Genomic DNA, 14,587 nt, shown 5'->3' with positions numbered 1-14,587 from the left:
AGAGGCGGTATCATTGTCTACGGGTAATTTGGATTTCGAACAGTTCCGGGTCTTCCTGGAAAAGGCCTGTGGCATATTGCTCGGTGAAAACAAGCAATACCTGGTATCCAGCCGTCTCAACAAGCTGATGGAACAGCAGGGCATAAAGTCCCTGGGTGAGTTGGTCCAGCGGATCCAGGGGCAGCCGCGCAGTGGGCTCAAGGAGATGGTGGTCGATGCCATGACCACCAACGAAACCCTGTGGTTTCGCGATACCTACCCTTTCGAGGTGCTCAAGAACAAAGTGCTGCCGGAAGCCATCAAGGCCAGCCCGGGCCAGCGCCTGCGTATCTGGTCGGCCGCATGCTCGTCGGGGCAGGAACCGTATTCGATCTCGATGTCCATCGACGAATTCGAACGGACCAACATGGGTCAGTTGAAAGCCGGCGCGCAAATTGTGGCGACGGACTTGTCGGGCACCATGCTCACCAACTGCAAGACCGGTGAGTACGACAGCCTGGCGCTGGGGCGTGGTTTGTCCCAGGAGCGGCTGCAACGCTACTTTGACCCCAAAGGGGCAGGGCGTTGGGCGATCAAGGCGCCGATCAAGAATCGCGTGGAGTTCCGCTCGTTCAACCTGCTCGACAGCTACGCCAGCCTGGGCAAGTTCGACATGGTGTTCTGCCGCAACGTGCTGATTTATTTCTCGGCCGAAGTGAAAAAAGACATCCTGTTGCGTATCCATGGCACGCTCAAGCGTGGCGGCTATTTGTTCCTCGGTGCTTCCGAAGCACTGAACGGCCTGCCTGATCACTTTCAGATGGTGCAGTGCAGTCCCGGGATCATCTACCAGGCCAAATAAGCAGCACGCAGTCAAAATGTGGGAGGGGGCTTGCCCCCTCCCACATTTTTATCTGCGGCGAAATCGAAGAAAGCGGCAACTCCCCATTGCCGCTTTACTGGCGCCAGGCGGAAACGGCTTGCCGCTTTTCTGGCATTGCCGCAAGCCTCCTCCCCGCAAGCCCCAGATATACGGGGCTCCCGAACATTGGCATGCACCTTGCTATAGCCCTGTTAACGAACAGCAGGTCAGCCTAAAGGTTTCCGCCATGAGCATCAGCTTCGATAAAGCGCTCGGTATCCACGAACAAGCCCTGGGCTTCCGCGCCCAGCGTGCCGAAGTCCTGGCCAACAACATTGCCAACGCCGACACCCCGAACTACAAAGCTCGGGATCTGGACTTCTCCGCCGTGCTCGCCGCGCAGCAGGACAAAACCAAGAACGGCACCTTCGCCTTGAACATGACCAACAGCCGTCATATCGAAGCACAAGGCCTTGGCAGTGGTGACGAGTCGCTGCTGTATCGCACGCCGATGCAGCCGTCGATCGACCAGAACACCGTCGATGCTCAACTGGAACAATCGAACTACGCCGAAAACTCGGTGAATTTCCAGGCCAGCTTTACCCTGCTCAACAGCAAATTCAAAGGGCTGATGTCAGCCCTGCGTGGAGAATAAGCCATGTCCCTGTCCAGTGTTTTCAATATTGCCGGCAGTGGCATGAGCGCGCAGACCACGCGTTTGAACACCGTCGCCAGTAACATCGCCAACGCCGAGACCGTGTCTTCGAGCATTGACCAGACTTACCGCGCCCGCCACCCGGTGTTCGCCACCATGTTCCAGGGCGGCCAGAGCGGCGGCAGTGATTCGCTGTTCCAGAACCAGGATGCCGCCGGCCAAGGCGTGCAGGTGCTGGGTGTGGTCGAAGACCAGAGCAACCTCGAAGCACGCTACGAACCCAACCATCCGGCCGCGAACGAAAAGGGTTACGTCTACTACCCCAACGTCAACGTGGTCGAGGAAATGGCCGACATGATTTCCGCCAGCCGCTCGTTCCAGACCAACGCGGAAATGATGAACACCGCCAAAACCATGATGCAGAAGGTCCTGACCCTGGGTCAGTGATAAGGGGCGCCAAATAATGGCCATCGTTGATACATCGAACAATACGGCCGTCCAGAACCTGTTCAACTCAAAGGTTCAGGACGCTTCAAATAATGTAGGAAGTGTTTCCAGCGCAGCGACCGGCAACCAGGCGTTGGGCAAGGATGCATTCCTGCAATTGCTGGTGACCCAGCTGAAGAACCAGAATCCACTGTCGCCACAGGACAACGGTGCGTTCGTGGCCCAGCTGGCACAGTTCAGCAGCCTGGAAGGCATCAACACCCTGAACGACTCGGTGAATAACATCTCGAGCAACTTCAGCTCTTCCCAGGCGCTGCAGGCTTCATCGTTGGTGGGACGTTCGATCATCACCCAGACCGACAAGGCGCTGGTCGATACCAGCAAGAGCATGACCGGTTCGGTGGCGGTGACGGCGGCGACGGGCAACGTCTCGATCAAGATCACCGACAAAGACGGCAACGTGGTGCGCACCCTTGATATGGGCGCCCAGGGGGCGGGCACTTCGGACTTCATCTGGGATGGCAAGAACGACAAGGGTGAGGTCGCCCCAGCCGGCACTTACACCTTCGCGGCCTCCACCAAGAACGACAAGGGTGACGCGGTTGCCCTCAGCACTTCGCTGCCGGCAACGGTGACCAGCGTAACGCTGAGCAAGACCGGCGGCGAAATGCTGCTGAACCTTGCAGGCGGCATGGGCAGCGTCAAGCTGTCGCAAATCCAGACTATCGGTACATAGAGCCGGCTAAATACGGCAGAGGGAGAGAAACATGTCTTTTAATATCGGCCTTAGCGGCCTCTATGCGGCCAACAAACAACTGGACGTGACCGGCAACAACATCGCCAACGTCGCGACCACTGGCTTCAAGTCGTCTCGTGCGGAGTTCGCGGATATCTACGCAGCGTCCAAGCTGGGCACCGGCCAGAACAGCATCGGTAACGGCGTGAACCTGGCGGCGGTGTCCCAGCAATTCACCCAAGGTGACGTTAACGGCAGCGGCGGAACCTTGGACATGGCGATCCAGGGCGGTGGCTTCTTCGTCCAGAAGGGCAGCGACGGTTCACTGGAATACACCCGCAGCGGTGCTTTCCGTGCCGACAAAGACGGCTACATCACCAACAACACCGGTACCTCGCGCCTGCAAGGTTACGCTGCGGATGATGACGGCAAGATCATCAAGGGCGGTCTCACTGACCTGCAACTGAACCTGACTAACCTGCCGCCCAAGGCGTCCACCAAGGTCGACTCCACCAGTAACCTGAACTCCTCGGAGCCGGTGATCGACCAAACGGCCAAGCCGTTCGATCCTACCAAGACCGACACCTTCACCACTCAATACAGCACAACCTTGTACGACTCCCAGGGCAACGCGCACCCAATGGTGCAGTACCTGGTGAAAACCGACGGCAACAAATGGAATGCCTATACCTTGATCGACGGCCGCAATCCTGATGGCTCGGCACCGACAGGCACCCCGTCGACCCCGCCTGTCGCCTCGGCATTGACCTTCGATGGTGCCGGCAAGCTCACCAGCGTAGTCACCGGTGGCGTATCCGATAAGACACTCACCGTGACAGGCTGGGTACCGGGCACTGTGACTGACGGTGTGTGGAAGGCCAACGGCGCGGATGCCAACCCGACGGGGATTGCCGTCAACATGGCCAACATTACCCAATACAATTCGGCCACCTACCGTAACCCTCCGGTTACCGATGGCTATGCCACCGGCCAGATCACCGGCCTGAAGATCGACGGCAGCGGCGTGCTGTTCGCCACGTTCAGCAACCAGCAGAGCAAGGCCATCGGCCAGATTTCGCTGGCCAGCTTCAACAACGAACAGGGCCTGCAGCCCGCCGGCAGCACCACCTGGAAAGAGACCTTCGCGTCGGGTCAGCCTGGTTACGACACACCGCAAGCCGGCACCCTGGGTTCGATCGTGGCTAACTCGCTGGAAAACTCCAACGTCAACCTGACCAATGAGTTGGTGGACCTGATCAAGGCCCAGAGCAACTACCAGGCGAACGCCAAAACGATTTCCACCCAGAGCACCATCATGCAGACCATCATTCAGATGACCTGATGCGTCAGCGCTGCACAGGAAGCCCCTCGTAAGAGGGGCTTTTTTGTGGGTGTAGGAAAGTTGCCTCAGGCACATCGGATTACTCGTTAACCGCCAGAGGAAGGAACGCGGCGCCCCCGTCTTGCCACTGATCGGACCAGAGCCTGGTAGGTTCATCAATCATGAGGGCGGGGTATGTGGGGTTCAGAGGTTTTCGCGTCCGATACAAGACGTGCCGGATTTGTGCCAGGCGTGGCGCGAATTGAATCAATACCGGTCGCGCCAGATGCCGACAAGGCAGCGGTAAAAACCTTGCTCAATGACATGCTGGAGGCAAAGCAGTCGGGCAAGACGCAGGCGGTTCAAGGTGCGCGCGACAAGTTGAATGCGCTGCGTGAGAAATTGGGAGACGAGAAATTCAAGGCGATCCTTAACACGCTGAGAGAAGACGCTTCTGGGCAATTCCTTGAGCTTTTAAAACAACTGCTGAAAGAGTGGTTTCCCGACGATGAGATAGCTCCGCCTGTCTCGCCATCGCCAAGAGGTGGCGGAGGTGGCCGCGGCAGCAGGGTAAACCCGGCGGATTTCGGTCCCCGTGAATCCATGAGCAACAAGCCGATTACCGAAGGCTCGAAACATTTCAACTACAGGCCTGATACCAGTAATCCCGGGAAAAAGCCCGACAATATATGGAGCGGTTTCAGCCAGGGACCTGACGGCAATTGCGTCACCGTTTCTGCCATAAAAGCCGCCATGATGCGCTACGGCCAGAAACCTACGGATGTCTTCAGGACGGTCAAGGAAACGGGCGCAGGTTATGACGTGACCATGCGAGATGGTTTCAAGCTGTCTTTGACCAAGGATGAGGTGAGGGAGGCGGCCACACACGCCCGTTTCAAGGGCGACGACCCCGCGATGATGACCGATGCCAATTTCATGTATGCCGCGAGTGCCAAGCGGGCCCAGATGGAAAACAATGATGGCACGGCAGGGCGCAGTTTCATGGCAGCGATGAACAGCCTCAACGATGGAGAGGTTTCCCGCGAAGGCCTGGATCGCTTGGGGCTGAGGGGGCTTTACAGGTCGGCGACGGATGCCGACTTGAGAAGCAGCAACGTCGGTACAGTGGAATACGGCGGTCACTCGATGGCTGTGATCAACGGCCGCGTCGAGTTGTGGGGGCAGCGTGGTGGTGTGCCCAATTCGGGCATAGCAACCGTCCTGGTCTAGCGACAGGCTGGTTTTCTGCCAGGCAAAAGAAAACCCCTGATACACCCAACTGCGGCCTGGGTCTATCAGGGGTTTTTCGGTTCCGGCTATACAAGCCCGGAACCTCTTCAGCTTATTGGCAAGCTTCGCAATCCGGCTCGTCAATCGCACAGGCCTTCGGCACTGGCGCCGGGCCGGCTGGCGCAGCGAGTACCGAGTCATCACCGTGGTTGCCGCTGGAAACAGCGTTGAGCTTACCGGTGTTGATGGTCGACTTCTCGGTGCTGGTCGCGGCCAGGGCACGGAGGTAATAGGTGGTTTTCAGGCCACGGTACCAAGCCATGCGGTAGGTCACGTCGAGTTTCTTGCCCGAAGCGCCGGCAATGTAGAGGTTCAGGGACTGAGCCTGGTCGATCCACTTCTGACGACGGCTGGCGGCGTCAACGATCCACTTGGTGTCCACTTCGAACGCCGTCGCGTAGAGCTCTTTGAGTTCTTGCGGGATGCGCTCGATCTGCTGCACCGAACCGTCGTAGTACTTGAGGTCGTTGATCATCACCGAGTCCCACAGGCCACGGGCTTTCAGGTCACGAACCAGGTACGGGTTGATCACGGTGAATTCGCCCGACAGGTTCGATTTCACATACAGGTTCTGGTAGGTCGGTTCGATCGACTGCGATACGCCGGTGATGTTGGCGATGGTCGCGGTCGGTGCGATGGCCATGATGTTGGAGTTACGAATACCTTTCTGCACACGGGCACGTACCGGCGCCCAGTCCAGGGTTTCGTTCAGGTCAACGTCGATGTACTTCTGGCCACGGGCTTCGATCAGGATCTGTTGCGAATCCAGCGGCAGGATGCCCTTGGACCACAGCGAACCCTGGAATGTCTCGTAGGCGCCGCGCTCGTCGGCCAGGTCGCAGGAAGCCTGGATCGCGTAGTAGCTGACCGCTTCCATGGACTTGTCGGCGAACTCGACGGCCGCATCGGAACCGTAAGGAATGTGCTGCAGGTACAGCGCGTCCTGGAAGCCCATGATGCCCAAGCCAACCGGACGGTGCTTGAAGTTGGAGTTCTGCGCCTGTGGCACCGAGTAGTAGTTGATGTCGATCACGTTATCGAGCATGCGTACGGCGGTGTTGACGGTGCGTTCCAACTTGGCGGTGTCGAGCTTGCCGTTGACGATGTGGTTCGGCAGGTTGATCGAGCCCAGGTTGCAAACGGCGATCTCGTCCTTGTTGGTGTTCAAGGTGATCTCGGTGCACAGGTTCGAGCTGTGGACCACGCCAACGTGCTGCTGCGGGCTGCGCAGGTTGCAGGGGTCTTTGAACGTCAGCCATGGGTGGCCGGTTTCAAACAGCATCGACAGCATTTTGCGCCACAAGTCTTTGGCCTGAATGGTCTTGAACAGCTTGATCTTGCCAGGGTACTGAGCCAGGGCTTCGTAGTACTCGTAGCGCTCTTCGAAGGCCTTGCCGGTCAGGTCGTGCAGGTCCGGGACTTCGGATGGCGAGAACAGGGTCCACTGGCCGTCATCGAAGACACGCTTCATGAACAGGTCAGGGATCCAGTTGGCCGTGTTCATGTCGTGGGTACGACGACGATCATCACCGGTGTTCTTGCGCAGCTCGATGAACTCTTCGATGTCCATGTGCCAGGTTTCCAGGTAGGCACACACAGCGCCTTTGCGCTTGCCACCCTGGTTGACGGCGACGGCGGTGTCGTTCACCACCTTCAGGAACGGTACGACGCCCTGAGATTTACCGTTGGTGCCCTTGATGTACGAACCCAGTGCACGCACAGGCGTCCAGTCGTTGCCCAGGCCGCCGGCGAATTTGGACAACATGGCGTTGTCGTGGATCGCGTGGTAGATGCCCGACAGGTCATCCGGCACGGTGGTCAGGTAGCAGCTCGACAGCTGTGGACGCAGGGTGCCGGCGTTGAACAGGGTCGGGGTCGACGACATGTAGTCGAAGGACGACAACAGGTTGTAGAACTCGATGGCACGGTCTTCTTTATGCTTCTCTTCGATCGCCAGGCCCATGGCCACGCGCATGAAGAACACCTGCGGCAGTTCGAAGCGGATACCGTCCTTGTGGATGAAGTAACGGTCGTACAGGGTTTGCAGCCCCAGATAGGTGAACTGCTGGTCGCGCTCGTGGTTGATGGCCTTGCCGAGTTTTTCCAGGTCGAAGGTGGCCAGGATCGGGTTCAGCAATTCGAATTCGATACCCTTGGTGATGTAGGCAGGCAGCGCCTTGGCGTACAGGTCAGCCATCTCGTGGTGGGTGGCGCTGTCGGCCACGCCCAGGAAACCCAGGCCTTCGGCGCGCAGGGTGTCCATCAGCAGGCGCGCGGTCACGAACGAGTAGTTCGGCTCGCGTTCAACCAGGGTACGGGCGGTCATCACCAGGGCGGTATTGACGTCGGTCAGGGCCACGCCGTCGTAGAGGTTCTTCAGGGTTTCGCGCTGGATCAGGTCACCATCAACTTCTTCCAGGCCTTCGCAGGCCTCGGTGATGATGGTGTTCAGTCGGCCCAGGTCCAGCGGCGCAAAGCTGCCATCGGCCAGGGTGATGCGGATCGACGGATGGGCTTGCACGGCTTCGGCGGACGGTGCGTGTACGGCACGTTCCTTGGCGCGCGAGTCGCGGTAGATCACGTAGTCGCGGGCAACTTTCTGCTCGCCGGCACGCATCAGGGCCAGTTCGACCTGGTCCTGGATTTCTTCGATGTGGATCGTGCCGCCCGACGGCATGCGACGCTTGAAGGTCGCGGTCACTTGTTCGGTCAGGCGTGCGACGGTGTCGTGGATGCGCGACGAGGCGGCAGCGTTGCCGCCTTCAACTGCAAGAAACGCTTTGGTGATAGCGACGGTGATTTTGTCATCGGTGTAAGGAACGACAGTACCGTTACGCTTGATCACGCGCAGTTGGCCAGGTGCAGTGGCGGACAGATCCATATTCGAATCGGCGGCCTGCGGCACGGAGCCCTGCGGGTTCTCGCGAGTTGTGTCGGTTTGCATGGGGGGTTGTCTCCACGTTCTATATTTGATTGCGAGTGTCAGGCTCTTCCTGCAACACCCGTACCGTTTTCCATATCGGGATGGGAAACAGCTGCCATCCGCGTGAGCGGTTTGGTCTACTGAAAATCTGTTGGTTCCACGCAGCGCCTAGTAATAAAGCGCTTGAATTTCGAGCCACTTGTGTGGTTGAGCGTTTTCTTCAAAAACCCCACATGTAGGGTCTTCTCCGACGCCGAGGTACAAGATAATGCGTTTTGGAGGGGTTGGCAACGCAGTAACCTGTGGATAACGCTGTGGGTAAAATGTGTAAGAAAGGTGGAATCAGCGTGTAGGCCGCACTGCTGCTGGATTGCGCCGTTTGTCATTAAATATTTCGGGCTCAAAACAACGTGCCCCTTTTCGAAGGGCGCGAACCCTATCACAAAAAAACGCCATTACCGAATGGATTTCCCGGCTTGTGTTTGAGGCCCCCGGCATGGCTACAATCGGGCTTCGTTATGCCCTCCAGACATGACAAGCAGGGTGTGCGTGGCGAAGATCAAAAGTCTGTACACATTCAAGCCGTGTCCGACAGAAGCACTTCTTATAACAATGAGGACCACGCATGCAGCAGGAAGCCTGGCAGGTATTGATCGTCGAGGATGACCAGCGGCTGGCCGAGTTGACCCGCGAATACCTGGAGAGCAACGGCCTGCGGGTGTCGGTGGAGAACGACGGTGCCCTGGCAGCCGCGCGCATCATCGCCGAGCAACCGGACCTGGTGATTCTCGACCTGATGCTGCCGGGCGAAGACGGCCTGAGCATCTGCCGCAAGGTGCGCGAACGCTATGATGGCGTGATCCTGATGCTGACGGCGCGTACCGATGACATGGACCAGGTACTGGGCCTGGACATGGGCGCCGACGACTACGTATGCAAACCCGTGCGCCCGCGCTTGTTGCTGGCGCGTATCCAGGCCCTGCTGCGGCGCAGCGAGCCGGTGTTACCGGTGATGGTGGAAAACCAGCGCCGCCTGCAGTTCGGCCCGCTGGTGGTGGACAGCGCCTTGCGCGAAGCCTGGTTGCATGAAAGTGGCATCGAACTGACCAGTGCCGAATTCGACCTGCTGTGGCTGCTGGTGGCGAACGCTGGACGCATCCTGTCCCGCGAAGAAATCTTCATTGCCTTGCGCGGCGTTGGCTACGACGGCCAGGATCGCTCGATTGATGTGCGCATCTCACGTATCAGGCCAAAGATCGGCGATGACCCGATCCACCCCCGCCTGATCAAGACCATCCGCAGCAAAGGCTACCTGTTCGTTCCCGAAGCCGCCGCCGATATGCCGCTGTGAATTCAATCTTTCTGCGCATCTACGGTGGCATGTGCGCCGCGCTGGTCCTGGTCGCACTGCTGGGGGTGCTGGCGCTGCACCTGCTCAACGATGTGCGCAGCGGCCAATACCGCGAGCGCCTGGCCCACGGCACTTTCGCGCTGATGGGCGACAATCTGCAGCCCATGAGCGCCATCGAGCGCCAGCGCGCCCTGGCGGTGTGGGAGCGATTGCTGGGCATTCCGCTGCAATTGCGCACCTTCACCGACGCACAGTTGGACCTGAGCCAGCGCAAGCGCCTGCAACGTGGCCAGGTCCTGGTGGAACAGACAGGCCCCCATGCCGCGCGAGTGCTGCGTCTGGTCAGCGAAAAGGAACAACTGGTGCTCACGGGCGAAGTGCAGCAGATCAGCGAGCAACTGGCCCGCGCCACTATCTACTTGCTGGCCGACGAACTGGTGCGATTTCCGGTGGCCGAACAACCGCAACGTTTGGCTGAGCTCAAGCACGCGAAGGGCTTTGGTTTCGAAATGCACCTGATGACCCTCGATCAGGCCGACATGGACGAGGACCAGCGCCGTCGCGTCGCGGAAGGCGATACGGTGATGGCCCTGGGCAAGGGCGGCGACTCGATCCGCGTGTTTGCCGGCATGGTCGGTACGCCATGGGTGCTGGAGATCGGTCCGCTGTACCAAATGAACCCGTACCCCGCGCAATGGCTGATCCTGATCACGCTGATAGGCCTGACCCTGATCGGTCTGATCGTCTACCTGTTGGTGCGTCAGCTTGAGCGCCGGCTCAAGGGGTTGGAGGCAGCGGCCACGCGCATCGCCAAGGGCAACCTGGAGGTTCGCGTACCGGCCCGTGGCGCCGATTCGGTGGGGCGGCTGGCGGCAGCGTTCAACGGCATGGCCGAGCATTTGCAACAATTGCTGGCGATTCAGCGCGAGCTGGTGCGGGCGGTGTCCCACGAGCTGCGCACGCCGGTCGCGCGCCTGCGCTTCGGCCTGGAGATGATCGGCGACGCCACCACGCCCGAGGCGCGGCGCAAATACCTGGAGGGCATGGACGGCGATATCCAGGACCTGGATGGCCTGGTGGACGAGATGCTCACTTATGCGCGCCTGGAGCAGGGCGCGCCGGCGTTGGACTTCCAGCGTGTGGACCTCGATGCGTTGCTCGATCAGGTGATCGGCGAATTATCGCCACTGCGCCCGCAGGTCAGCGTGACCCGGGGTATCTGCTTGTCATCGGCCGATTGGGAGGACGCCTGGGTCGATGCCGAGCCACGTTACCTGCATCGCGCGCTGCAGAACCTGGTCACCAATGCCATGCGCCACGCCAAGGGCCAGGTGCTGATCAGTTATCAGGTCGGGCAGGTGCGTTGCCGTATCGACGTGGAAGACGATGGCCCCGGCGTGCCGCAGAGCGCCTGGGAGCGTATCTTCACGCCGTTCCTGCGCCTGGACGACAGCCGCACCCGCGCCTCGGGCGGGCATGGCTTGGGCTTGTCGATCGTGCGGCGGATTATCCATTGGCATGGCGGGCGGGCGTTGATCAGCAAGAGCAACAACCTGGGCGGGGCGTGTTTCAGCCTGAGTTGGCCCAGGGACCAGGAGAAAGGCTGATATCGCCATCGGGGGCAAGCCCCCTCCCACATTTGAAATGCGTTCCCCTGTGGGAGGGGGCTTGCTCCCGATAGCGGTCGATCAAGCGCCGATAGCCACCAGACTCAACAACTGGTCTCCCTCCACCGCAAACTGCCCAACCAGCTCTTTGCCATGACACCACTCAGCCGACAACTCGGTCAGCAACCTCAGCCGTACATGCCCGGCTTCGGTCCACTCCACCAGCTCAGCATGCTCAAAGTAAAAGCGCTTCTGCACGATCGGGTAGAGCGCCTTGAACAAACTCTCCTTGGCCGAAAACGTCAACGTCACCAGCAGAGCAGTCTGCTCTCGCGGCACGGTGGCCATTCGTTGCAATTCATCCGGCGTCAGAATCTCCCCGGCCAGGCGTTCCGCCCGCTCCAGCGTCAGTAGGTTTTCCAGGTCCATTCCGAGACCGCGCCACTGCGCCTTATGCCCGACAATCGCCGCGGCGTGCCCGTTGCTGTGAGTAATGGAGCCACTGATGTGCCCAGGCCAGACCGGCGCGCGGTCGTCACCGATGGCCGGGATGCAGTCCAGATGGTCGAGGCGTTGCAGCGCTTCGCGGGCGCACAAGCGGCCGGCGAGGAACTCCGCCTGGCGCTTGGCCACCGAGCGCTGAATGCTCGCGGGCGGCGGCACGGCGCTGCGCTGGAAGTCGCCGGGGTTCAATAAGTTCGGATCGAATTGCGTGCTCAAGAACACCGTGCCCGGCAACGGAGCCGGCAGCGGCCAATGGGCATCGAATGGGGTGCAACAGGCGGGTAGGGACGTCATGCGCGACATTCTGCCGAGTTGGCGCGCCAGTGCATAGCCCGTCGCGGTTCAGCCTGGGTTCAGAGCCTGTTCAGGGGGAGTTCAGGGGCGTTTGCGTAGTGTGAGCGTCACAGCCTAAACGCGTACGAGGTAACGACCATGACTGCGATCAAGAAGCTGATGTTGGCGTTGACCATGCTCAGTGCCACCGCCGGCGCGCAAGCCAGCGATAGCACCTTTGCCGCATTTGACCGCGAGAAGACCCGCAAACCCAGCAACCTGATCCACCGCGTCAGCTTCGAAGAGGTGAGTGTGCAGGCCGCGCCGTGGGGCCAGTCCCTGGACGCCGCGGCCCCTCAACCGGGCTACCGCAGCGGTTACGCGTCTGTGTCGGGCCACTACAATGGCATTAAACTGCGCCCGCAAGACCTGCTGGGCCGCTATGATATCCCTCGCTCGGACTGTTGAATTGCCTTGGAGAGCCTTATGAAATTGCTGGTGGTGGAAGATGAGGCGCTGTTGCGTCATCACCTGTTTACCCGCCTGACCGACAGCGGGCACGTCGTCGAGGCCGTGGCCAATGCCGAGGAAGCCCTGTACCAGACCGGCCAATTCAACCATGACCTGGCGATCGTCGACCTGGGCCTGCCCGGCATGGGGGGCCTGGACCTGATCCGGCAACTGCGCACCCAGGCCAAGACCTTTCCGATCCTGATCCTGACCGCCCGCGGCAACTGGCAGGACAAAGTCGAAGGCCTGGCTGCCGGAGCCGACGACTACGTGGTCAAGCCGTTCCAGTTCGAAGAGCTGGAGGCGCGGATGAACGCCTTGCTGCGCCGCTCCAGTGGCTTTACCCAGTCCACCATCGTCGCCGGGCCGCTGCTGCTGGACCTCAACCGCAAGCAAGCATCGCTGGATGAACAGCCGCTGGCGCTGACCGCCTACGAGTACCGGATCCTCGAATACCTGATGCGCCATCATCAGCAGGTGGTGGCCAAGGACCGCTTGATGGAGCAACTCTATCCTGACGACGACGAGCGCGATCCAAACGTCATCGAAGTGCTGGTCGGTCGCCTGCGCCGCAAGCTGGAAGGCCCGGCCGGGTTCAAGCCGATCGACACCGTGCGCGGCCTGGGCTACCTGTTCAATGAGCGCTGCCGTTGATTCGCTCGCTACGCGTGCGCCTGATGCTGGCCGCCGCCACCCTGGCGGTGCTGTTCATGCTGGGTTTGTTGCCCGCCATGCAGGGGGCGTTCAGCCTGGCGTTGCAGGATTCCATCGAGCAGCGCCTGGCGTCGGATGTCACCACCCTGATCTCCGCGGCACGCGTGGAAAACAACCGGCTGCTGATGCCGGCGCAGTTGCCCGATGAACGTTTCAACCTGACCGACAGCCGCCTGCTCGGCTATATCTACGACCGCGAAGGCCACCTGGTGTGGCGCTCGCGGGCTACCCAAGAAGAAAACATCAACTACAAGCCGCGCTACGATGGGCGCGGCAACGAATTTGCGCGCATTCGCGAAGCCAACGGCCAGGAATTTTTCGTCTACGACGTCGAGGTCCGGCTGCTGGGCGGCAAGAGTGCGGCCTTCAGCATCGTCGCCTTGCAGCCGGTGCGCGAATACCAGCTGACCCTCGAAGGCCTGCGCGAGAATCTCTACCTGGGGTTCGGCGCGGCGTTGCTGGTGCTGTTGACGCTGTTGTGGCTTGGCCTGACCTGGGGCCTGCAGGCCCTGCGGCGCCTGAGCCAGGAACTGGACCAGATCGAAGGCGGCACCCGCGAGAGCCTCAGCGAAGAGCATCCGCGCGAACTGCTGCGCCTCACCGGCTCCCTCAACCGTTTGCTGCACAGCGAGCGCGAGCAGCGGGCGCGCTACCGTGACTCTCTGGATGACCTGGCCCATAGCCTGAAAACCCCGCTGGCGGTGCTGCAGGGTGTGAGCGAAGACATGGCCCAGCGCCCTGAAGAGCTCAGTCAGGCGCGAGTGCTGCAATCGCAGATCGAGCGTATGAGCCAGCAGATCGGCTATCAATTGCAGCGTGCCAGCCTGCGCAAGAGCGGCCTGGTACGCCACCAGGTACGCCTGGAACCGGTGCTGCAAAGCCTGTGCGACACGCTGGGCAAGGTTTACCGGGACAAGCGCGTCACGGTGACCTTTGAACTGCCGGACGGGTGCGACGTGCCCATCGAGAAAGGCGCCCTGCTCGAGATGCTCGGTAACCTGTTGGAAAACGCCTATCGCCTATGCCTGAGCGAGGTGCGCATCAGCCTGGTTGAGAACCTTGAAGGCACTGAGCTGTGTATCGAGGACGACGGCCCCGGTGTTCCACCGGACCAGCGCGCGCGGATTCTGCAGCGGGGCGAGCGGCTCGACCGCCAGCACCCGGGGCAGGGGATCGGGCTGGCGGTGGTCAAGGACATCATAGAGAGCTATCACGCGCAATTGACCTTGGGTGATTCGGAACTGGGCGGCGCGGCGTTCAAGATTCATTTTCCGGCCGTTTGATCGGTAGTGGCTGGGCTGGCCCTATCGGGAGCAAGCCCCCTCCCACACTTTAAAATTATTCACAATTCACGCTGTGTGAACCCAGTCAAATGTGGGAGGGGGCTTGCCCCCGATGAGGCCCTCACCGGCAAC

13 protein-coding genes are annotated in these 14,587 nt (G+C 60.4%); 11 read left to right on the top strand and 2 right to left on the bottom strand.

Annotated features, from left to right (window positions below; translation table 11 throughout):
• Positions 1-13 precede the first annotated feature (13 nt).
• The 6 genes from cheR to QF045_RS23635 all read left to right on the top strand — a co-directional run bounded on the left by cheR (position 14) and on the right by QF045_RS23635 (position 5,230).
• The gene (gene cheR / locus QF045_RS23660) at positions 14-841 is read left to right on the top strand and encodes a protein-glutamate O-methyltransferase CheR (protein WP_014719581.1); all 828 of its coding nucleotides are present in this window, start codon (positions 14-16) and stop codon (positions 839-841) included.
• 247 nt (positions 842-1,088) lie between these two features.
• Complete coding sequence (gene flgB / locus QF045_RS23655; RefSeq protein WP_306494285.1) at positions 1,089-1,496, top strand: flagellar basal body rod protein FlgB; 408 nt, start codon at positions 1,089-1,091, stop codon at positions 1,494-1,496.
• A gap of 3 nt (positions 1,497-1,499) precedes the next feature.
• Complete coding sequence (gene flgC / locus QF045_RS23650; protein ID WP_024076985.1) at positions 1,500-1,943, top strand: flagellar basal body rod protein FlgC; 444 nt, start codon at positions 1,500-1,502, stop codon at positions 1,941-1,943.
• 16 nt (positions 1,944-1,959) lie between these two features.
• Positions 1,960-2,679, top strand: coding sequence for a flagellar hook assembly protein FlgD (gene flgD / locus QF045_RS23645; RefSeq protein WP_306494284.1), 720 nt, complete (start codon positions 1,960-1,962; stop codon positions 2,677-2,679).
• A 31-nt stretch (positions 2,680-2,710) separates the two neighbouring features.
• Positions 2,711-4,021, top strand: coding sequence for a flagellar hook protein FlgE (flgE, locus tag QF045_RS23640; RefSeq protein ID WP_306494283.1), 1,311 nt, complete (start codon positions 2,711-2,713; stop codon positions 4,019-4,021).
• Positions 4,022-4,324: 303 nt separating this feature from the next.
• A complete protein-coding gene (locus QF045_RS23635) occupies positions 4,325-5,230 on the top strand; it encodes a hypothetical protein (RefSeq protein ID WP_306494952.1) in 906 nt (301 codons plus the stop codon).
• Positions 5,231-5,342: 112 nt separating this feature from the next.
• On the opposite strand, the gene QF045_RS23630 is transcribed toward QF045_RS23635, so the two are convergent.
• Positions 5,343-8,234, bottom strand: a complete 2,892-nt coding sequence (locus QF045_RS23630; protein WP_306494282.1) for a ribonucleoside-diphosphate reductase subunit alpha — start codon at positions 8,232-8,234, stop codon at positions 5,343-5,345.
• 604 nt (positions 8,235-8,838) lie between these two features.
• On the opposite strand from QF045_RS23630, the gene QF045_RS23625 reads away from it, so the two are divergent.
• On the top strand, positions 8,839-9,564 hold the full coding sequence (locus QF045_RS23625) for a response regulator (RefSeq protein WP_306494281.1): 726 nt from the start codon (positions 8,839-8,841) through the stop codon (positions 9,562-9,564).
• On the top strand, positions 9,561-11,171 hold the full coding sequence (locus QF045_RS23620; RefSeq protein WP_306494280.1) for an ATP-binding protein: 1,611 nt from the start codon (positions 9,561-9,563) through the stop codon (positions 11,169-11,171). The genes QF045_RS23625 and QF045_RS23620 overlap by 4 nt, the downstream gene beginning before the upstream one ends.
• A gap of 81 nt (positions 11,172-11,252) precedes the next feature.
• On the opposite strand, the gene QF045_RS23615 is transcribed toward QF045_RS23620, so the two are convergent.
• A complete protein-coding gene (locus QF045_RS23615) occupies positions 11,253-11,969 on the bottom strand; it encodes a 4'-phosphopantetheinyl transferase (RefSeq protein WP_306494279.1) in 717 nt (238 codons plus the stop codon).
• A 138-nt stretch (positions 11,970-12,107) separates the two neighbouring features.
• Here QF045_RS23615 and QF045_RS23610 point away from each other — a divergent pair, with 138 nt between their 5' ends.
• From QF045_RS23610 to QF045_RS23600, 3 genes are read left to right on the top strand one after another with little or no spacing between them, the layout of a single operon-like run.
• Entirely contained in the window at positions 12,108-12,416 is a 309-nt protein-coding gene (locus QF045_RS23610) for a hypothetical protein (RefSeq protein ID WP_306494278.1), read from the top strand.
• Positions 12,417-12,434: 18 nt separating this feature from the next.
• The gene (locus QF045_RS23605; RefSeq protein ID WP_306494277.1) at positions 12,435-13,112 is read left to right on the top strand and encodes a response regulator; all 678 of its coding nucleotides are present in this window, start codon (positions 12,435-12,437) and stop codon (positions 13,110-13,112) included.
• The gene (locus tag QF045_RS23600) at positions 13,109-14,455 is read left to right on the top strand and encodes an ATP-binding protein (RefSeq protein WP_306494276.1); all 1,347 of its coding nucleotides are present in this window, start codon (positions 13,109-13,111) and stop codon (positions 14,453-14,455) included. Before QF045_RS23605 ends, QF045_RS23600 begins: the two co-directional genes overlap by 4 nt.
• The last annotated feature ends 132 nt before the right edge of the window (positions 14,456-14,587 follow it).

The sequence above is a fragment of the Pseudomonas sp. W4I3 genome (assembly GCF_030816195.1).
GTDB lineage: Bacteria > Pseudomonadota > Gammaproteobacteria > Pseudomonadales > Pseudomonadaceae > Aquipseudomonas.
Note: the sequence above shows the minus strand (reverse complement) of the source record. Positions and strands in the feature narration are given on the sequence as shown.

What these genes read in the sequence shown, in the direction of transcription:
- flgC (WP_024076985.1), top strand. Translation starts at nt 1,500, where the DNA reads ATGTCCCTGTCCAGTGTTTTCAATATTGCCGGCAGTGGCATGAGCGCG.
- QF045_RS23625 (WP_306494281.1), top strand. Translation starts at nt 8,839, where the DNA reads ATGCAGCAGGAAGCCTGGCAGGTATTGATCGTCGAGGATGACCAGCGG.
- QF045_RS23615 (WP_306494279.1), bottom strand. Translation starts at nt 11,969, where the DNA reads ATGACGTCCCTACCCGCCTGTTGCACCCCATTCGATGCCCATTGGCCG.
- QF045_RS23605 (WP_306494277.1), top strand. Translation starts at nt 12,435, where the DNA reads ATGAAATTGCTGGTGGTGGAAGATGAGGCGCTGTTGCGTCATCACCTG.
- QF045_RS23635 (WP_306494952.1), top strand. Translation starts at nt 4,325, where the DNA reads ATGCTGGAGGCAAAGCAGTCGGGCAAGACGCAGGCGGTTCAAGGTGCG.
- flgB (WP_306494285.1), top strand. Translation starts at nt 1,089, where the DNA reads ATGAGCATCAGCTTCGATAAAGCGCTCGGTATCCACGAACAAGCCCTG.
- flgD (WP_306494284.1), top strand. Translation starts at nt 1,960, where the DNA reads ATGGCCATCGTTGATACATCGAACAATACGGCCGTCCAGAACCTGTTC.
- QF045_RS23610 (WP_306494278.1), top strand. Translation starts at nt 12,108, where the DNA reads ATGACTGCGATCAAGAAGCTGATGTTGGCGTTGACCATGCTCAGTGCC.
- QF045_RS23630 (WP_306494282.1), bottom strand. Translation starts at nt 8,234, where the DNA reads ATGCAAACCGACACAACTCGCGAGAACCCGCAGGGCTCCGTGCCGCAG.
- flgE (WP_306494283.1), top strand. Translation starts at nt 2,711, where the DNA reads ATGTCTTTTAATATCGGCCTTAGCGGCCTCTATGCGGCCAACAAACAA.